This window comes from Streptomyces sp. N50 (assembly GCF_033335955.1).
In the GTDB taxonomy this organism is placed as follows: domain Bacteria; phylum Actinomycetota; class Actinomycetes; order Streptomycetales; family Streptomycetaceae; genus Streptomyces.
Genome location: NZ_CP137549.1, coordinates 4049993 through 4067402, shown reverse-complemented (window position 1 = coordinate 4067402; position 17410 = coordinate 4049993). Strand labels below are relative to the sequence as shown.

Genomic DNA, 17410 nt, shown 5'->3' with positions numbered 1-17410 from the left:
CACACCATGCGCAGACGTACCGCTGTGACCGCCGTGACCGCCGCCGCACTCAGCGCGGGCCTGGCCGTCACCGCTCTCGCTCTTCCGGCCGTCGGGGCCGCCCAGGACGAGTCGGCCACGACGTTCGTGAACCTCGACGTCAACCACAACCTCGACTACACCGTCGGCGTCGAGGCCGCCAAGAAGAGGGTGTTCTCGGTCTCCGCGACGGTCAGTGACCCGTCCGGCGTCAAGAGTGTGTCGTTCGAGCTGTGGCACGGGGAGGAGCGGGCGAAGGCCGACGGGGTCATCGTCGGGTCCGCGCAGTGCCACAAGATCAACGAGCTCACCTCCTACTGCGAGGCCCTCGTGACCGCCGACCCGAACGTCAACCTCCGCAGCAACGCCCTCGCCGGGCTCTGGTACATGACCCCCGTGGCCGTCGACGGCGCCGGAAACGTCACTCACGGGGAGGGCGTCTACTTCGCGCGCATCAAGCGCCAGACCTACCTGTCCCAGACCGTCGTCACGCCGGACCCGGTGAAGAAGGGCGCGAACATCACGGTCAAGGCCCGGGCGACGGTGGCCAGTTGGGAGCTGAAGAAGAACGCGCCCCTCATCGGTCACCAGGTACTGCTCCAGTACCGCAAGGGCACGACCGGCCCCTTCGTCACCCTGAAGAAGCTCAAGACCGACCGGAACGGCTGGGCCACGTCCACCGTGAAGGCGACGGCGGACGGCGCGTACCGCTACGACTTCGCGGGCACGAGCCTCACCCCGCCGACGACCGCCTCGGCCGACTACATCGACGTGAAGTGACCCCGGCCCGGTTATTTCTTGTCATTACGTAGATACGGGACGTGACCGGGCGGGAGGATGAACGTCCACACGCACTCTCGGGGGGAAGAGCACCCATGGCGAACCAGTACCCCGGACCACCTCCGGAACAGCCGCCCGGAAAGCCCGGCCAGAACCCCTACTCCACCCCGGGTCCCGTCTACGGCTACCCGCAGGCCGTGCCGCAGCCGTACGGGCAGCAGCCTCAACCGGCCTTCGCCGCCCCGCTGTTGACGCTCGGCGACATCGCGGTCAACGGTGACACCATCGTGAGCCCGGCCGGGTCGATGCCGCTCAGGGGCGCGGTGTGGACGGCCACGGACATGTCCCGTACGGAGGAGCGGATTCCGCCGCACGCGATCGTGCTGGCGGTCGTGTTCTTCCTGCTCTGTTTCGTCGGGCTGCTGTTCCTCCTGATGAAGGAACGCGTCACCACCGGCTTCGTGCAGGTCAGCGTCAACAGCGGCGGTCGGCACCACGCCACGATGATCCCGGTGCAGTCCCGCGACCAGGTCGTGTACGTCCTCAACCAGGTCGGCTACGCCCAGTCCATCAGCGTCTGAAGCAGCTGAAGCGTGTGAACAGGCGGACGGCCCAGGTGTGTTGCACCTGGGCCGTCCCACACTGGGATGGATGGGGTCAGCGTCGGCTCGCCCGCGCCAGCGCCGGGACGAAGCGCAGCGCGTCCACCGTGCCGACGCCCGTCGCCATGTCGTAGCCGTCGACCGCCGTGTAACCGGTCACGCCCGCGTACGTGTTGTTCGTGCCGTCGTTCACGTCGACGATGCCGTTGCCCTTGGCGCCGTGCTTCGCGAGCGCGTACAGCGCCGAGTTGATGTTGCCGACCCGGTGCCCCGCCGCCTGGTCCGCGAGGGCGACGATGCCCGAGAAGAGCGGGCTGGCCTCGCTCGTGCCGCCGTAGACGTCCCAGCCGACGGCCGTCGGGTCGTAGCTGGAGTAGACCCAGGCACCGCCGTTGACCGCGGCGGCCATCGACACGTCGGGGGTGGCGCGCTGGGTCCCGACGACGCTCTTCACGCCGTTCTGGAAGGACGGGCGGGCGAACACGTGGGACTGGCCGCCGCCGCCCGCGCCGTAGTCGTTGTAGACGCTGTCCGGCGTGACGCGGTCGCCCTTGGCGTCCAGGTGCAGCTGCGTGCCGCCGATCGACGTGACCAACGGGTCTGAAGAAGGCCAGGAGTTGACGGGCTTGTCGTAGAAGGCCGAGCCGTCCGCGTTGTAGTCCGTGGCGCCGCCGTCGCCGGAGGAGGCGAGGACGGTCACGTGCTTGCGGTTGGCGGCCTCGAAGGCGTAGCGCAGCTTCTTGATGCTGGAGAAGTCGCCCTGGTCGAAGCCGGGGAAGGTGTTCTCGGTGGCGCCGAAGCTCTGCGTGATGACGTCGCCGACGCCGTGGTCGATCAGGTACTTCTCGGCGTCCATCATCTCCGGCAGCCCGGTGACGCCCTCGGTCTCGGCGACCGCCGTCTCCACCAGCACGATCTTCGCGTCGGGCGCGACCGCGTGCGCCATCTCGACGTCCAGGGTCGTCTCACCGGCCCATCCGGTCATGTCCGCGTTCGTCGGGTCGAAGACCGGGACCTTGCCCCACTTGACGACGTTCACCTTGGTGCTCTTCATGCCGAACTGCTTGCTGTACGTGTCGAGATCGTGCTGGATCGTCGGCGAACCGAACGAGTCCACGATGACGATCGTCCGCCCCTTGCCCGTAATGCCCTTCCGGTACAGGGAGTTGAGGTTGTACGCGGTGCGGTACTGCAGCGGGTTGTAGCAGGCGATCTGCCACTTGGCCTCGCACTCCGCGCTGGTGAGCGGGGTGGGCACGTCGCGCGCGAGGGTGTGTCCGGTGATCGCGGGGATCGCCTTCGTCTGCGGTACGGCGGCGGGCGCGGCGCCGGCGACACCGGCCACCGGCGCGGTCGCCAGCGCGGCGACGGCGAGGCCGGCGGTGGCGGCCGTCGCGGCGGCGATGTTCAGTCTCGTGCGGGCTATGCGCATGAATCCCCCCTGAGTGCTGCGGAGTTCGCCCGGCCGTCAGCCGGGCGAATGGGTCTCCGCGCATCTCATCGAGTGAGACATGCACAGGACAAGACTGTTGAACTGTCGATGCCGAACCCTTTGCCCAAACAGCACCAAGGACTCGGACGGTCCTGCCGGTTCGGATCGAGTCCGTTCAGATCGAGTACGGCACCGCGTGCACCTCGTCCGCCCGGTGCCCCGCGCGCTCGTGGACGCGCTGGACCGCCTCGGGCGACGGCGCCTCCGACAGGCAGTAGACGGTCCCGCTCTCCGGATCCGCCCAGGCCCGCTCGAAGTGGACGCCCTCGTCCTTCTCCACGGCGAGATCCGCCTTGTGGGCCTCCATCAACTGGTCGGCCGTGATGCCCTTCATCCCGTGGTGTACGTCCATGTACTGAGCCATGACCGCGCACCTCCTTCCGTTCCTTCCATGCTGCGCCCGTACGGCGCTCGCGGCACGACGAAGGGGCCCCGGCGCCGTAGCACCGAGGCCCCTCCTGGAGTGGGCGGCGGTCAGCCGCACTGGCACGGATTGCCGGACTGGCACCCGCACCCGCAGCCCGAACCGCAGCCGCAGGCACCGAAGAGCGGGAGGCTCTTGATCTCGGCGGGCTGCTGCGTCTCGCGCTCCTGCGTCGGGTCCGGCGTCGTGGCGGGGGATTCGGCCATGGGTCCTCCTAGAGGCTGGTGCCTAGGGGCTGGTGCCTGTGCCCATTGGATGCCCGCTTCGCCGGGCGCATCAACGGCGCATTGAGGCTTCCCCCGCGAGCCCCCGGGTACCTTCCGCAGGCCGGGGTCATTTCTAACCAGTCTCAGGACGAGACAGTGGTTAGAAATGACCCCGGCTTCCGGAGACCCCCCAGACCTACGCTCCCTCGGCCCCCGTGACCGGTTGGATGTCCGGCTGCAGCTCGTCCGCGTGCTCGCCCGTCACCAGGAACACCACACGCTTGGCGACCGACACCGCGTGGTCGGCGAAGCGCTCGTAGTAGCGGCCGAGCAGGGTCACGTCGACCGCGGTCTCGATGCCGTGCTTCCACTTGTCGTCCAGCAGGTGCTGGAAGAGCGTGCGGTGCAGCAGGTCCATCTCGTCGTCGTCCGCCTCCAGCTGGAGGGCGAGGTCGACGTCCTTCGTGATGATGACCTCGGCCGCCTTGGCCATCAGGCGCTGGGCGAGCTGGCCCATCTCCAGGATGGTCGCGTGCAGGTCGTGCGGCACCGCGCGGTCGGGGAAGCGCAGCCGCGCGAGCTTCGCCACGTGCTGGGCGAGGTCGCCGGAGCGCTCCAGGTCGGCCGACATGCGCAGCGACGTGACGACGATGCGCAGGTCCGTCGCCACCGGCTGCTGCCGGGCCAGCAGGGCTATGGCCCGTGCTTCGAGGTCGTGCTGGAGATCGTCGACCTTCTTGTCGGCCTCGATGACGCTCTCGGCCAGCTTCAGGTCGGAGTCCAGGATCGCCGTCGTGGCGCGTCCGATCGCCGACCCGACCAGCCGGGCCATCTCCACCAGACCGTCACCGATCGAGTCAAGTTCCTCGTGGTACGCGTCCCGCATCAGGGTTCCCTCTCCTACGTTCGCTTCGGGGGCTCAGGGGCCCCGGGCCCGTCAGGCTGTGACTAAAAACCGGCCCTTCCACCCCACGCTCCCACGTTCCCGCTCCTACGCGACGGTTTCCGCCACCCCGAATGAACCAATACTGGCTCCAAGGTGAACTCTGGGCGACGAGTGTTCGAGGTCGCACTCCGATGGCTGTGGCCAGGAGGTATCCCATGCCTAACCTGGGGGCATGGACGTGAACGCGGCGGTCGCCGCAGCGGCAGCGATCGCCGGGGTACTCACCGGTGTCATCGCCATGCTGGCGTTCCGCTGGAGCGAACGCGACCAGAAGCGACCGACCAGGACCTCCCTGCATACGGACCCGGTGCTTCCGCCGGGTGTGGACACCGTGCTCTCGGTGCTCCGCTCCTCTGCCGTCGTCCTCGACGAGGCGGACGCCGTGGTCAAGGCCAGCTCGGCGGCGTACGCCCTCGGACTGGTCCGCGGCGGGAAACTCTCCGTCGACCCGATGCTCCAGATGGCCCGGGACACCCGGCGCGACGGCGAGATACGCCAGGTCGAGCTGGATCTGCCCCGGCGCGGCACCGGCCGCGGGGAGGCCCTCGCGGTCTCCGCCCGGGTGGCGCCGCTCGGCTCCCGGCTCGTCCTGCTCCTCGTGGAGGACCTCACCGAGGCCCGCCGTATCGAGGCCGTACGACGAGACTTCGTGGCGAATGTCAGCCACGAACTGAAGACCCCGGTCGGCGCGCTCTCCCTCCTCTCGGAGGCGGTCATGGACGCCTCCGACGATCCTGAGGCGGTGGAGCGTTTCGCCGGACGGATGCAGATCGAGGCCACGCGCCTGACCAACCTCGTGCAGGAGCTCATCGACCTGTCGCGGGTCCAGAACGACGACCCCCTCGAAGACGCCGAACCCGTCCGCGTCGACGAACTCGTCGCCGAGGCCATCGACCGCTGCCGGCACCAGGCCGGCACCAAGCAGATCACCATGGCCGCCGGCGGCACCGCCGACCTGCACGTCTACGGGAACCGGGGCCAGCTGGCCGCCGCCCTCGGAAACCTGGTCGAGAACGCCGTCAACTACTCGCCCGCCCGCACCCGCGTCGGCATAGCCGCACGCCGGGTCTCCGCGGGCGGCGGCGACCACATCGAGGTCGCCGTCACCGACCAGGGCATCGGCATCTCCGAGAAGGACAAGGAGCGCGTGTTCGAGCGCTTCTACCGTGTCGACCCGGCCCGCTCGCGGGCCACCGGCGGCACGGGTCTCGGACTGGCGATCGTCAAGCACGTGGCCGCCTCGCACGGCGGGGAGGTCACGGTGTGGAGCTCCGAGGGACAGGGCTCCACGTTCACCCTGAGGCTGCCGGAGGCGGGTGCGGCCCGCGACCGTGCCCACCAGCACCCCGACCTCGACGACGAGGTCGAGGCGTCCCCTGAACCATCCCCGTACGAACCGCTTCCCGCCCCGGAGGTCCTTCCGTGACCCGAGTGCTCGTCGTCGAGGACGAGGAGTCCTTCTCCGACGCCCTGTCGTACATGCTCCGCAAGGAGGGCTTCGAGGTCGCCATCGCGACCACCGGGCCCGACGGACTCGACGAGTTCGAGCGCAACGGCGCCGACCTCGTCCTGCTCGACCTGATGCTGCCGGGGCTCCCCGGCACGGAGGTCTGCCGCCAGCTGCGCGGCCGCTCCAACGTCCCCGTCATCATGGTGACGGCCAAGGACAGTGAGATCGACAAGGTCGTAGGCCTGGAAATAGGAGCCGATGACTACGTCACCAAGCCCTTCTCGTCCCGCGAACTGGTCGCCCGTATCCGGGCCGTCCTGCGCCGCCGCGGCGAGCCCGAGGAGGTCACCCCGGCCGCCCTCGAGGCAGGTCCGGTCCGCATGGACGTGGATCGCCACGTGGTCACGGTCTCCGGCTCCAAGGTCGACCTGCCCCTCAAGGAGTTCGACCTGCTGGAGATGCTCCTGCGCAACGCGGGCCGCGTACTGACCCGCATGCAGCTCATCGACAGGGTCTGGGGCGCCGACTACGTGGGCGACACCAAGACCCTCGACGTCCACGTCAAGCGCCTCCGCGCCAAGATCGAGCCGGACCCGGGCGCGCCGCGCTACCTGGTGACGGTCCGCGGCCTCGGCTACAAGTTTGAGCCGTAAACCGACCACCGGGCCTTAAGCACTGCCCGCGTACGACGAAGGGCGGGACCTCGCAGCGAGGTCCCGCCCTTCGTCGTGTCGTACTACGGCTGCTCAGCCGGTGGTCGTGGCCGACTCCGTGGCCGTCGCGCTCGCGGAGGCCGCGTCGGTCGGGGTGGCCGACGTGCTCTTGCCCGGCTTCGGCGAGCCGGAGCCGGTCGCGGTGGCGCCCGCGGCCGGCGTCGAGGGGATCGAGGTCGGGCCCCACTTGGTGAAGTAGCTGTCGGCCGGGACGACGAACGCGTTCAGGCTCACGCCACCGGTCGTGCTGAAGGTGAAGGTGACCTTCTGGGCGTTGCCGTCCGTGATGCCCGCGGGGTCGGTCAGCGCCACGGAGGCGTTGCCCTTGCCGCCCAGGACGAGCGAGCCGAAGGCCGGGACGACCAGCTTGCCCTTGCCCTTGGCGGGGGTCAGCGTGGCCGCGCCGGCGCCGTCGACGCTGACGGAGTCCAGGGTCTGGGCGTCCTTGCTGTTGTTGAACAGGGTCGCGGAGATCACCGCCGGGCCCGTGCCCTCGGTGCCCGACTCGGTGAGGGGCTGGGTGATGACGAGCGCGTTCTGCACCTTGATGACGCCCACGGAGACGGCCGCGTTGTCCGGCTTGACCTCCAGCGTCTGTGCGTCGTTGCCGGCACCGCACGCGGCGAGCGAGGCGATCGAGAACGCGATGGTGGCGGCGGCGAGGGCGCCGCGTCGAAGGCTGCTGCTCACGGCGGCGGCTACTCCTTGAACGTGGGCGGAGCAGGGCGGCTCCCGAATAAAGCCGCCCTAAGTGTCTGTCAGCGGCCTTAGGTTACCGAGCCGTTCCCGCACCACCGCACCCGACCCTCCCTCAACCGGGTACCCATGTGCCACAAGTGACCCGCGGGTCACTTGCGACCGACACTCGTCCGGCATTCACATAACCAGCTCAGACGTCTGTCGGCGGATTTTCGGTGAAGAATGCACGGCGCCTCGGATAATTGATCACCGGCAACTCGACGGCCTTCGGTGATCAATTCCGGATTCGTCTCGTACCGGGCTCCGGCCACCGAACGGAGTAGCGGAAGTCGAGCACTTGGAACCAGACATTTAGGGACGTTCGTCCGCTTGGAGGCGCCTCCGGATGTGTGTAACGTACGCGTTTCACCTCGCCCGGAGAGCCGCTCCGACCTGCGAATACCCTCTTCCGCTCGGCCTCCGCAGCACGTTCCTGTTGCTGTTGTCAAGCCCCGAGATGCGCTCTGACCTGCGAAAACGCCATTCAGAACCCGCGGTTTCCGTGTTACCCTGGATAGCCACGGAAGGGGTACCTGTCACATGACGTTCAAGGTTGGCGACACCGTGGTCTATCCCCATCACGGGGCCGCGCTGATCGAGGCTATCGAAACTCGCCAGATCAAAGGCGTGGACAAGACCTATTTGGTGCTGAAGGTCGCTCAGGGTGACCTGACGGTGCGTGTGCCAGCGGACAATGCGGAGTTCGTCGGCGTACGTGATGTGGTCGGTCAGGACGGGCTGGACCGGGTCTTCGAGGTGCTGCGCGCTCCGTATGCCGAGGAGCCCACGAACTGGTCGCGTCGTTACAAGGCAAATCTGGAGAAGCTCGCCTCCGGCGATGTCATCAAGGTCGCGGAAGTCGTCCGTGACCTGTGGCGTCGTGAGCGCGAGCGCGGACTCTCCGCAGGTGAGAAGCGCATGCTTGCCAAGGCTCGCCAGATCCTGGTGAGTGAGCTCGCGCTCGCGGAGAACACGAACGAGGACAAGGCCGAGGCCCTGCTCGACGAGGTTCTCGCGTCCTGACGCAGGCGACTGGTACGCCCTGCTCAGCACACTGAAATGCCGTGGTGCCCGATGACAGCTCCCTTGTCGCCGGGCGCTTCGGCATGTTCGGGGGCAGTTCAGGGCTACGTCGAGAAACCCCCGATAATGGTGTGCCGGGCCCGGGCAGCTGGCTCGACCGGTGTCACGGAAGGGTCCGGTCAAGGCGTCGCGCCCGGCACTCCTGAGGCCATACCCACGTAGGTCGAGCACACAAACCTGACAGGAACCGATGTCTGACGATTCGCGCTCTTCGCAGGCGCAGTCCTCCGTCGCCGCCGTGATTCCGGCCGCCGGACGGGGCGTACGCCTCGGCCCGGGCGCCCCCAAGGCGCTCCGCACGCTGAACGGCACCCCCATGCTGATCCACGCGATCCGCGCCCTGGCCGCGTCCCGCGCGGTCTCCCTGGTCGTGGTCGTGGCCCCGCCCGACGGCGCGGCGGAGGTCAAAACCCTCCTGGACGCGCACGCCCTCCCGGAGCGCACCGACTTCCTGGTCGTCCCCGGCGGCGACACCCGCCAGGAGTCCGTGAAGCTCGGCCTGGACGCCCTGCCCCCCGGCCACGACATCGTCCTCGTCCACGACGCGGCCCGCCCGCTCGTCCCCGTCGACACGGTCGACGCGGTCATCGAGGCCGTACGCGACGGAGCCCCCGCCGTAGTACCGGCCCTGCCCCTCGCGGACACGGTCAAGGAAGTCGAGCCGGCCGAGACACCGGGCGCACCCGAGCCGGTCGTATCGACCCCGCAACGCGCCCGCCTCCGCGCCGTACAGACACCCCAGGGCTTCGACCGAGCGACCCTGGTCCACGCCCACGAAACGGTCACCGACAACGTCACCGACGACGCGAGCATGGTCGAGCAGCTCGGCCTCACGGTCGTGGTCGTCCCCGGCCATGAGGAGGCCTTCAAGGTGACCCGCCCCCTGGACCTGGTCCTGGCGGAGGCGGTCCTGACCCGCAGGAGGCTGAACGATGGCTTCTGAGACCCCCTTGATGCCGTACCCCCTTCCGCAGGTAGGCATCGGCACCGACATCCACGCCTTCGAGGAGGGCCGCGACCTCTGGTGCGCCGGCCTGAAGTGGGAGAACGAGGGCCCGGGCCTGGCCGGCCACTCCGACGCGGACGTCGTCGCCCACGCGGCCTGCAACGCCCTCTTCTCGGCAGCGGGCCTCGGTGACCTGGGCCAACACTTCGGCACCGGCCGCCCGGAGTGGTCGGGCGCGTCCGGGGTCACGCTGTTGAGGGAGGCGGCTCGTATCGTCCGCGAGGCAGGCTTCACGATCGGCAACGTGGCGGTCCAGGTCGTAGGTCCGAGGCCAAAGATCGGCAAGCGCCGCGACGAAGCCCAGAAACTCCTGTCCGAGGCTGCGGGAGCCCCAGTGTCGGTGTCGGGGGCGACAACGGACGGTTTGGGCTTCCCGGGGAGGGGCGAGGGTTTGATGGCGGTGGCAACGGCCTTGGTCGTGAAACACGCTTAACTGGTCCGACCTTTGCTTTTAGGGGCGCGGGGCTGTGACATCAGCGGCTCCGCCGCGGGGCGCGACAAGCCCCCACCGGCCTGCACCTGATATACGGTCCCGCGCACCCCGTACCGCCCACTACCCTTGTACCGTGACCATTCGCCTGTACGACACCAGCGCCCGGCAGATTCGCGACTTCACCCCGCTCACAGCGGGCTGTGTCTCGATCTACCTCTGTGGCGCCACCGTGCAGGCCGCCCCCCACATCGGCCACATCCGCTCGGGCCTGAACTTCGACATCCTCCGCCGCTGGTTTGAACACCGCGGCTACGACGTCACGTTCATCCGCAACGTCACGGACATCGACGACAAGATCATCACCAAGTCCCGTGAACAGGGCCGCCCTTGGTGGGCGATCGGCTACGAGAACGAGCGCGCGTTCAACGACGGCTACACCGCACTCGGCTGCCTCCCGCCGACGTACGAACCACGCGCGACCGGCCACGTCCCCGAGATGATCGAGATGATGCGCGGCCTCATCGAGCGCGGTCACGCGTACGAGGCCGACGGCAGCGTCTACTTCGACGTGCGCTCGTACCCGGACTACCTGGAGCTGTCGAACCAGGACATCGACGACCTCCGCCAGCCCCCCGAGGACGGCATCACCGGCAAACGCGACCCGCGCGACTTCGCGATGTGGAAGGCGACCAAGCCGGGCGAGCCCGACTGGGAGACCCCGTGGGGCCGCGGCCGCCCCGGCTGGCACCTGGAGTGCTCGGCGATGGCGCACAAGTACCTGGGCCCCGCCTTCGACATCCACGGCGGCGGCCTCGACCTGATCTTCCCGCACCACGAGAACGAGATCGCCCAGGCCAAGGGCTACGGCGACGACTTCGCGCAGTACTGGGTGCACAACGCCTGGGTCACCATGAGCGGCGAGAAGATGTCGAAGTCGCTCGGGAACAGCGTGCTCGTGTCCGAGATGGTCAAGCGGTGGCGCCCCATCGTCCTGCGCTACTACCTCGGCACCCCGCACTACCGCTCGATGATCGAGTACAGCGAGGAGGCCCTGCGCGAGGCGGAGTCCGCGTTCGCGCGGATCGAGGGCTTCGTGCAGCGGGTCGTCGAGAAGGCCGGGGGAGTCGTCGAGCCCGCCGCCGAGGTGCCGCCGGCCTTCGCCGAGGCGATGGACGACGACCTGGGCGTCCCGCAGGCGCTCGCCGTGGTCCACACCACGGTCCGGCAGGGCAACTCCGCCCTCGCCGCCGACGACAAGGAAGCCGCCGTAGCGCGTCTCGCCGAGGTGCGCGCCATGCTCGGGGTGCTCGGCCTCGACCCGCTGGACCCGCACTGGATCGGCGAGGGCGGCGACCGGGGCGAGGACCTGCACGGCGTTGTCGACACCCTGGTCCGCATGGTGCTCGACCAGCGCGAGGCCGCCCGGGGCCGTAAGGACTGGGCGACCGCCGACGGCATCCGGGACCAGCTCAACCAGTCCGGACTCAACATCGAGGACGGCCCGCAGGGCCCGCGCTGGACCCTCGGCCCCCGCTGAACCCACCCCGATCGCACGCCGATCACAACCCCGATCGCACCTTGATCGCACCCGGTCAACGAAGATCGACTGTGCCGCCCGGCCTCCCGGGCGGCACACTGCATAGACGTACGTATTCACCGCACTCCACGACGGATCACACAGACAGGTAGGTCATGGCAGCCAACAACCGCCGCATGTCCGGCAAGAAGGGCGCGCAGGTCGGCAGTGGCGGCCAGCGGCGCAGGGGCCTCGAAGGCAAGGGCCCCACCCCGCCCGCCGAGGCGCGCAAGGGCCACAAGAAGAACCGCATCGCCAACGCCCAGGCCAAGCAGGTCCAGCGCCGGGCACCGGTCGCGCGCGGCCGCGGCGGCAAGGGCACCTCCGAGATGGTCGTCGGCCGCAACCCGGTCGTGGAGGCGCTGCGCGAGGGCGTCCCGGCGGTCACGCTCTACGTCCAGCAGTTCATCGACAACGACGAGCGGGTCCGCGAGGCGCTCCAGCTCGTCGCCGAGCGCGGCGGCGTCCACCTCATGGAGGCCCCCCGCCCCGAGCTCGACCGCATGACCAACGGCCTCAACCACCAGGGCATGGTCCTCCAGGTCCCGCCGTACGAGTACGCGCACGCCGAGGACCTCGCCAACGCGGCCTACGACAAGGGCGAGGACCCGCTGATCGTCGCCCTCGACGGGATCACCGACCCGCGCAACCTCGGCGCGATCGTCCGCTCCGTCGCCGCGTTCGGCGGCCACGGCGTGCTCGTCCCCGAGCGGCGCGCGGCCGGCATGACCGCCGGTGCGTGGAAGACGTCCGCCGGTACGGCCGCCCGTACGCCCGTCGCCCGCGCGACGAACCTGACGCGCGCGCTGGAGGCGTACAAGAAGGCGGGTATCGCGATCGTCGGTCTCGCGGCCGACGGTGAGCACGAGGTCGGTGAACTCGCCGCGCTGGAAGGCCCGGTGGTCATCGTCGTCGGCAGCGAGGGCAAGGGCCTGTCCCGACTCGTGGGCGAGACCTGCGACTTCAGGGTCCGCATCCCGATGCCGGGTGGCGCGGAGTCCCTGAACGCCGGTGTGGCGGCCGGAGTTGTGCTCTACGAGGCGGCACGCAAGCGCTCCTGAACGGACGTTCGGCACCGTCCCCCACTCGGGGCAATCTGGGCGCCGGGCACACGCTTGACGCGGTCCGGACACTTCCGGCGAGTCAAAGCAGTGTCCTAAACACACGTCACTCGGTTAGATGAGTGTGGACACCAGAACACCCCGCACACCCACGGGGGACGGCCCGTCGGGCTTCGACGACGCTCCCGCGCTGAGCATGGTGAAGGTGCCGAGCGATCCGGCGCAGATCATCGTCAATCATGCGAGCTTCCGCGTGCAGTTGGGCGCCTCGTCGCGCCCCCCGTCGCCGCGGATCGCACGGCACCTGAGCGCCACCGAGGCCCCCGGCCGGATCCCCGCCGCCGGCGCGCGCCGCCGGCCCGTCGTCTGGAGCGGCAAGTCCGCCCCGGACGACACCGGCGCCCACCGGCTGCTCCAGGCCGTGCGCGGCACGGGCGTCCGCCACGGCGACGAACCGGTCGGCGACGCCGGAGCCACGCAGGTCATCCCCCGTATCGACAGCGGCGGTTACGACGACGACCTGACCGCGCGGACCATCGAGACCCCGGTCGTCGGCGCCCAGCGCGGCGGCGACCACGACACCGGCGAGAACCGACTCCTGCCGCCCATGCGGACGGTGGGCAGCGCCTACGACGAACCCGCCTACGGGGACGGGGAGTTCGAGGACTTCGACGGCACGGAACGCGAGCGCCGCACCCGACGCAACCCCAACGAGCCCGTACGGCACGCCTATTACCCCGGCCGCCGGATGAACCTCGGGGTCGTCCTCCTCCCGCTGCGCATCTTCCTCGGCTTCATCTCCATCTACGCCGGCATGGGCAAGCTGTGCGACCCCGTCTACTTCGACGGCGGCAAGCGCGGCTCCATGGTGAAGTGGCTCAACACCCTCCACCCGTGGGAAGTCGCCGAGCCGCTACGGCAGTTCGCGCTCCAGCACCCCGTCGGCTCCGGGCTCGTCATCGCCTTCGCGCAGGTCATCGTGGGCGTCCTGACGATCCTCGGCCTGTGGCAGCGGGTCGCCGCGGTCTTCGGCGCGCTGCTCTCGGCGGCACTGATCGTCACGGTCAGCTGGAAGACGGTCCCGGCCTACGACGCGCCCGACATCATCTATCTCGCCGCGTGGTCCCCGCTGATCATCGCGGGCGCCCCCGTCTACTCGGTCGACGGCCGCCTCGCGGGCAGCGCCTGGCGCCGCCTCGGACCCCGCGTCGACATCTGGGAGCTGCGCCGCTACGTCCTGCGCCGCGGCGCCCTCGTCACGGCCGTCTCCATCGGCCTCACGCTGCTGGTGGGCTCCCTGCTCGGCGGCGCGGTCCGCGACTCCAGCCGCGTGGTCGTCCCCGGCCCCGGCGAGGCCCCGCGCAACGAACTGCCGGGCGCCCCGCTCCCCGGCGAACCGACCAAGAGCCACAGCAGCAGCCCCAGGGCGTCCAAGTCCCCGTCCCGGCCCGCGACTTCGGCCAAGCCGTCGGGCGCCGCGACGACCCCGGGCGCGACCCACTCCTCCTCCGGTACGGCCACCAGCGGCGCCCCCAGCCAGACCCAGGGCACCGCGGGCCGCACCCAGCCCCAGCGGTCCTCCCCGGCCGGCCAGGCCCCCAGCACCACCTCAGGACCCACGTCCACCGGTGGCACCAGCGGCGGCGGCACCGGCTCCAACGGCGGCTCCAGCACCGGAGGTTCATCCTCCTCCGGCCAGCCGGGCCTGGTGGGCGGCCTGTTGGGGTAACTGGGCCGGTGGGGGGCTTGCTGACCCGGTCCCCTACCGGCTGACCACCGGGAGCGAAACTGAGGCGGGCCGGCACCGAAAGGTGCCGGCCCGCCTTTTAGGGGCGCGGGGAACTGCGCGACCAGCCACGACGGCGCCGCACTCAACGACCAAGCGCAGCAAGCTCTTTGGCGGCTTCCCGGAGATCCTTGGCAGTGTCGATGGCTCGCCAGTAAGCCCCTTGAGGAATCGGGAACCCGGCCAACCGCCGCTCACGCGCAAGGTGAGGGAACGTCGTCCGCTCGTGATCCCCCCGCTCCGGCAACAACCCGGCGAACTCGGGCGAGAAGACGTACACCCCCGCGTTGATCGCGTACTGCGTGGGCGGCGACTCGATGAAGTCCGTAACGCGCCCGAACCCGTCGGTCTGCACGGCCCCCCAAGGAATCCGCGGCCGAGCCAACGCGATCGTGGCGACAGCATCGCGCTCGGTGTGGAAGTCGGCCATGTCCCGCAGCGAGAACCGGGTCCAGATGTCCCCGTTCGTGGCGTACCACGCGCTGTCCGGCCGCGGCAGATGCGCGGCGGCGTACTTGAGCCCGCCACCACGCCCCAGCGGCTCCGTCTCGACGACCGTGGTCACCTCGACCGGCAGATCGGCCGACTTCAGCCAGTCCTGCAGCACCTCGGCGAGATGCCCGCAGCTGACGACGACGTCGGTGACGCCCTCCTCGGCGAGCCAGACGAGCTGATGGCCGATGATCGGCGTCCCCGTGCCGGGGATCTCGACCATCGGCTTGGGCCGGTCGTCGGTGTACGGGCGCAGCCGGGATCCCTGGCCACCGGCCAGGATCACGGCTTGGGTGGGGCGCGACGTGGCGTTCGGATCGGTCATGACCCGAACTGTACGTGGCGGCCCCACCGCATCTTTCGGCTGCAACCGTTCCTTAATCAGCCGTTACCGACCTCCTACTCCGGGCACCGGCTCCGGTCAGCTGTGCGCGGCCATGACCCCGGAGGCGAACGAGGTGTCGCACACGGGGCGGGCGTAGGACTGGGCGCGTGCGGCGCCGTAGATACGGACCGCGGCGCGGCCCAGTGCGCGGGCGATGGAGGTGCAGTGCGTGGCGAGCGACGGGTGGCCGTTCACCGCCTCCTGGAGGTGCGTCAGGACGACGCCGGGGTTCTTGTCCTGGAGCTCGGTCATGAGCTGGTCGCGCAGGATGTCCTGCGGGGCGCGTGCGGCGGCCCGCGAGGAGGCTCCGGCCGCCGTGACGTCCGTCGCGGTGAGCATCGAGCTGGAGGGGCTCCCCGACCAGTTGACCCGGGTGACCGCGAGGGTCCCGGAGAGCACCATGACGACGGGCAGGACGAGGGCGAGCGTGCGGCCGACCCGGCGGGCGGGGCCCCGGCCGCGTCGCGGCTGTTGGTTATTGGAGTGCTTCACGCGTGTGAGGGTAGCGTCCGGTAATGATTTGGCGACATTTAGTCACCAATTCGGGGGATGGATTGGTGCCTCGGATTGGGTAGGGGGTTGACGAACGCTGCTCGAAATGACCGCTCTGCCGGGGTATTTGTCGACACGGTCGGGCGTCCGCGGGCAACAGGAAGGGCCCCGCGGCGAACCGCGGGGCCCTTCCTGGGAACGTTTGACCAGTCGGTGAGATCCGACCGGCCGGTGATGCCTGGTCGGCCGGTGATGCCTGGTCAGTCGGTGAGGCGCTCGCCCGTGGAGGTCGAGAACACGTGGATCTCACCCGGACGCGGGACCACGTGGAGCGTGGCGCCCTTCTCCGGCACCGAGCGGCCGCTGACGCGGACGACCAGGTCCGTGAGGTTGTCGTCGACCTTGGCGCTGCCGTAGACGTAACCGTCGGCGCCCAGCTCCTCGACGACGTTCACGGAGACGGCGAGACCGGCCGGGGCGTCCTCGGTGTCCTTGGTGAGGGTCTTCGCGGCCTCGCCGTTGTGCTCGTCGATGTCGAAGTGCTCGGGGCGCACGCCGACGGTGACCGTGCGGTCACCCTTGTCGGTGGCGGCCTTGAGCGCCTCGCGGTTGACGGGGACGACCGAGTTGCCGAACTTCACGCCGCCGTCGGTGATCGGGACCTCGATCAGGTTCATGGCGGGGGAGCCGATGAAGCCGGCGACGAAGAGGTTCTTGGGGCGGTCGTACATGTTGCGCGGCGAGTCGACCTGCTGGAGCAGACCGTCCTTCAGTACGGCCACGCGGTCGCCCATCGTCATGGCCTCGACCTGGTCGTGGGTGACGTAGACGGTGGTGATGCCGAGGCGGCGCTGGAGCGAGGCGATCTGCGTACGGGTGGACACACGGAGCTTGGCGTCGAGGTTCGACAGCGGCTCGTCCATGAGGAAGACCTGGGGCTCACGCACGATGGCGCGGCCCATCGCGACGCGCTGGCGCTGACCGCCGGAGAGGGCCTTCGGCTTGCGGCCGAGGTAGTCCGTGAGGTCGAGGATCTTCGCCGCGTCCTCCACCTTCTGGCGGATCTCGGCCTTGTTGACGCCGGCGATCTTGAGCGCGAAGCCCATGTTGTCGGCGACGGTCATGTGCGGGTACAGCGCGTAGTTCTGGAACACCATGGCGATGTCCCGGTCCTTCGGCGGCAGGTGCGTGACGTCGCGGTCACCGATGCGGATGGCGCCGGCGTTGACGTCCTCGAGCCCCGCGAGCATCCGGAGCGAGGTGGACTTGCCACAGCCGGAGGGACCGACCAGAACGAGGAACTCCCCGTCCTCGATCTCGATCTCGAGTCCGTCTACGGCGGGCTTCTCGGAACCCGGGTAGATCCGGGTCGCCTTGTCGAACGAAACAGTGGCCATGGTGAAGGGCCCCCTTCTACCGGCAGGAACGTGCCGGACGATCCGTTGTAGGAAGGTGGTGGTGTAGTCCACGCGAGTGAACTGGGTCAGGACGGTACCTGGCGTTTGCCTGGTCTGTCAGTACCTGAGCCCATGTGAACTTCGAGGAAATTTTCGACAGGGGCCGCCGGGGACCTGGGTACACTGCACGGGCACGTGATCGCGCGCGCCACCGCGCACACGCAGGCCTCCTTAGCTCAGTTGGCCAGAGCAACGCACTTGTAATGCGTAGGTCGTCGGTTCGAATCCGACAGGGGGCTCCTTCGAAGGCCAGGTCACATAGCCCGTGAC

The 17410-nt window shown here is 69.4% G+C and carries 18 protein-coding genes and 1 tRNA gene; 11 read left to right on the top strand and 8 right to left on the bottom strand.

Features of this window, described 5'->3' with window-relative positions:
• Window positions 1–6 precede the first annotated feature (6 nt).
• On the top strand, window positions 7–798 hold the full coding sequence (locus tag R2B38_RS17850) for a hypothetical protein (protein ID WP_318017125.1): 792 nt from the start codon (window positions 7–9) through the stop codon (window positions 796–798).
• A 95-nt stretch (window positions 799–893) separates the two neighbouring features.
• Window positions 894–1379 (top strand): hypothetical protein, encoded by a 486-nt coding sequence (locus tag R2B38_RS17845; protein WP_033281266.1) that lies wholly within the window; start codon window positions 894–896, stop codon window positions 1377–1379.
• A 76-nt stretch (window positions 1380–1455) separates the two neighbouring features.
• On the opposite strand, the gene R2B38_RS17840 is transcribed toward R2B38_RS17845, so the two are convergent.
• From R2B38_RS17840 to phoU, 4 genes are all read right to left on the bottom strand, one after another.
• Complete coding sequence (locus R2B38_RS17840) at window positions 1456–2832, bottom strand: S53 family peptidase (RefSeq protein ID WP_318017124.1); 1377 nt, start codon at window positions 2830–2832, stop codon at window positions 1456–1458.
• A 175-nt stretch (window positions 2833–3007) separates the two neighbouring features.
• Window positions 3008–3256 (bottom strand): SCO4226 family nickel-binding protein, encoded by a 249-nt coding sequence (locus tag R2B38_RS17835; protein WP_033281264.1) that lies wholly within the window; start codon window positions 3254–3256, stop codon window positions 3008–3010.
• Window positions 3257–3366: 110 nt separating this feature from the next.
• A complete protein-coding gene (locus tag R2B38_RS17830; protein ID WP_019062518.1) occupies window positions 3367–3522 on the bottom strand; it encodes a hypothetical protein in 156 nt (51 codons plus the stop codon).
• 196 nt (window positions 3523–3718) lie between these two features.
• Window positions 3719–4408: a phosphate signaling complex protein PhoU gene (phoU, locus tag R2B38_RS17825; protein WP_318017123.1), complete on the bottom strand. Its 690-nt coding sequence runs from the start codon at window positions 4406–4408 to the stop codon at window positions 3719–3721.
• A 232-nt stretch (window positions 4409–4640) separates the two neighbouring features.
• Between phoU and R2B38_RS17820 the strand changes: the two genes are divergently transcribed.
• Together R2B38_RS17820 and R2B38_RS17815 are read left to right on the top strand one after the other, a co-directional pair.
• Window positions 4641–5894, top strand: a complete 1254-nt coding sequence (locus R2B38_RS17820; RefSeq protein WP_318017122.1) for a sensor histidine kinase — start codon at window positions 4641–4643, stop codon at window positions 5892–5894.
• Window positions 5891–6571, top strand: a complete 681-nt coding sequence (locus tag R2B38_RS17815; RefSeq protein ID WP_009340348.1) for a response regulator transcription factor — start codon at window positions 5891–5893, stop codon at window positions 6569–6571. Before R2B38_RS17820 ends, R2B38_RS17815 begins: the two co-directional genes overlap by 4 nt.
• Window positions 6572–6664: 93 nt before the next feature.
• On the opposite strand, the gene R2B38_RS17810 is transcribed toward R2B38_RS17815, so the two are convergent.
• On the bottom strand, window positions 6665–7321 hold the full coding sequence (locus R2B38_RS17810; protein WP_318017121.1) for a DUF461 domain-containing protein: 657 nt from the start codon (window positions 7319–7321) through the stop codon (window positions 6665–6667).
• A gap of 588 nt (window positions 7322–7909) precedes the next feature.
• On the opposite strand from R2B38_RS17810, the gene R2B38_RS17805 reads away from it, so the two are divergent.
• The 6 genes from R2B38_RS17805 to R2B38_RS17780 all read left to right on the top strand — a co-directional run bounded on the left by R2B38_RS17805 (window position 7910) and on the right by R2B38_RS17780 (window position 14257).
• Entirely contained in the window at window positions 7910–8392 is a 483-nt protein-coding gene (locus tag R2B38_RS17805) for a CarD family transcriptional regulator (protein ID WP_003953493.1), read from the top strand.
• Between the two features lie 250 nt (window positions 8393–8642).
• Window positions 8643–9395, top strand: a complete 753-nt coding sequence (ispD, locus tag R2B38_RS17800; RefSeq protein WP_318017120.1) for a 2-C-methyl-D-erythritol 4-phosphate cytidylyltransferase — start codon at window positions 8643–8645, stop codon at window positions 9393–9395.
• On the top strand, window positions 9385–9891 hold the full coding sequence (gene ispF, locus R2B38_RS17795) for a 2-C-methyl-D-erythritol 2,4-cyclodiphosphate synthase (protein WP_318017119.1): 507 nt from the start codon (window positions 9385–9387) through the stop codon (window positions 9889–9891). Before ispD ends, ispF begins: the two co-directional genes overlap by 11 nt.
• A gap of 133 nt (window positions 9892–10024) precedes the next feature.
• Complete coding sequence (cysS, locus tag R2B38_RS17790; protein WP_318017118.1) at window positions 10025–11428, top strand: cysteine--tRNA ligase; 1404 nt, start codon at window positions 10025–10027, stop codon at window positions 11426–11428.
• A 155-nt stretch (window positions 11429–11583) separates the two neighbouring features.
• Complete coding sequence (gene rlmB, locus R2B38_RS17785) at window positions 11584–12528, top strand: 23S rRNA (guanosine(2251)-2'-O)-methyltransferase RlmB (RefSeq protein ID WP_318017117.1); 945 nt, start codon at window positions 11584–11586, stop codon at window positions 12526–12528.
• A gap of 118 nt (window positions 12529–12646) precedes the next feature.
• The gene (locus R2B38_RS17780) at window positions 12647–14257 is read left to right on the top strand and encodes a DoxX family membrane protein (protein ID WP_318017116.1); all 1611 of its coding nucleotides are present in this window, start codon (window positions 12647–12649) and stop codon (window positions 14255–14257) included.
• Between the two features lie 142 nt (window positions 14258–14399).
• On the opposite strand, the gene R2B38_RS17775 is transcribed toward R2B38_RS17780, so the two are convergent.
• From R2B38_RS17775 to R2B38_RS17765, 3 genes are all read right to left on the bottom strand, one after another.
• Entirely contained in the window at window positions 14400–15131 is a 732-nt protein-coding gene (locus tag R2B38_RS17775) for a nucleotidyltransferase family protein (protein WP_318017115.1), read from the bottom strand.
• 96 nt (window positions 15132–15227) lie between these two features.
• Window positions 15228–15683 (bottom strand): hypothetical protein, encoded by a 456-nt coding sequence (locus tag R2B38_RS17770; protein ID WP_033281255.1) that lies wholly within the window; start codon window positions 15681–15683, stop codon window positions 15228–15230.
• Window positions 15684–15943: 260 nt separating this feature from the next.
• Entirely contained in the window at window positions 15944–17080 is a 1137-nt protein-coding gene (locus tag R2B38_RS17765; protein ID WP_033281254.1) for an ABC transporter ATP-binding protein, read from the bottom strand.
• A gap of 225 nt (window positions 17081–17305) precedes the next feature.
• Here R2B38_RS17765 and R2B38_RS17760 point away from each other — a divergent pair.
• Window positions 17306–17379: transfer RNA gene (locus tag R2B38_RS17760), tRNA-Thr, on the top strand.
• Window positions 17380–17410: the final 31 nt, after the last annotated feature.

What these genes read in the sequence shown, in the direction of transcription:
- R2B38_RS17835 (WP_033281264.1), bottom strand. Translation starts at nt 3,256, where the DNA reads ATGGCTCAGTACATGGACGTACACCACGGGATGAAGGGCATCACGGCC.
- R2B38_RS17845 (WP_033281266.1), top strand. Translation starts at nt 894, where the DNA reads ATGGCGAACCAGTACCCCGGACCACCTCCGGAACAGCCGCCCGGAAAG.
- R2B38_RS17850 (WP_318017125.1), top strand. Translation starts at nt 7, where the DNA reads ATGCGCAGACGTACCGCTGTGACCGCCGTGACCGCCGCCGCACTCAGC.
- rlmB (WP_318017117.1), top strand. Translation starts at nt 11,584, where the DNA reads ATGGCAGCCAACAACCGCCGCATGTCCGGCAAGAAGGGCGCGCAGGTC.
- phoU (WP_318017123.1), bottom strand. Translation starts at nt 4,408, where the DNA reads ATGCGGGACGCGTACCACGAGGAACTTGACTCGATCGGTGACGGTCTG.
- R2B38_RS17820 (WP_318017122.1), top strand. Translation starts at nt 4,641, where the DNA reads ATGGACGTGAACGCGGCGGTCGCCGCAGCGGCAGCGATCGCCGGGGTA.
- R2B38_RS17780 (WP_318017116.1), top strand. Translation starts at nt 12,647, where the DNA reads ATGAGTGTGGACACCAGAACACCCCGCACACCCACGGGGGACGGCCCG.
- ispF (WP_318017119.1), top strand. Translation starts at nt 9,385, where the DNA reads ATGGCTTCTGAGACCCCCTTGATGCCGTACCCCCTTCCGCAGGTAGGC.
- ispD (WP_318017120.1), top strand. Translation starts at nt 8,643, where the DNA reads ATGTCTGACGATTCGCGCTCTTCGCAGGCGCAGTCCTCCGTCGCCGCC.
- R2B38_RS17775 (WP_318017115.1), bottom strand. Translation starts at nt 15,131, where the DNA reads ATGACCGATCCGAACGCCACGTCGCGCCCCACCCAAGCCGTGATCCTG.
- R2B38_RS17805 (WP_003953493.1), top strand. Translation starts at nt 7,910, where the DNA reads ATGACGTTCAAGGTTGGCGACACCGTGGTCTATCCCCATCACGGGGCC.
- R2B38_RS17765 (WP_033281254.1), bottom strand. Translation starts at nt 17,080, where the DNA reads ATGGCCACTGTTTCGTTCGACAAGGCGACCCGGATCTACCCGGGTTCC.
- R2B38_RS17830 (WP_019062518.1), bottom strand. Translation starts at nt 3,522, where the DNA reads ATGGCCGAATCCCCCGCCACGACGCCGGACCCGACGCAGGAGCGCGAG.
- R2B38_RS17840 (WP_318017124.1), bottom strand. Translation starts at nt 2,832, where the DNA reads ATGCGCATAGCCCGCACGAGACTGAACATCGCCGCCGCGACGGCCGCC.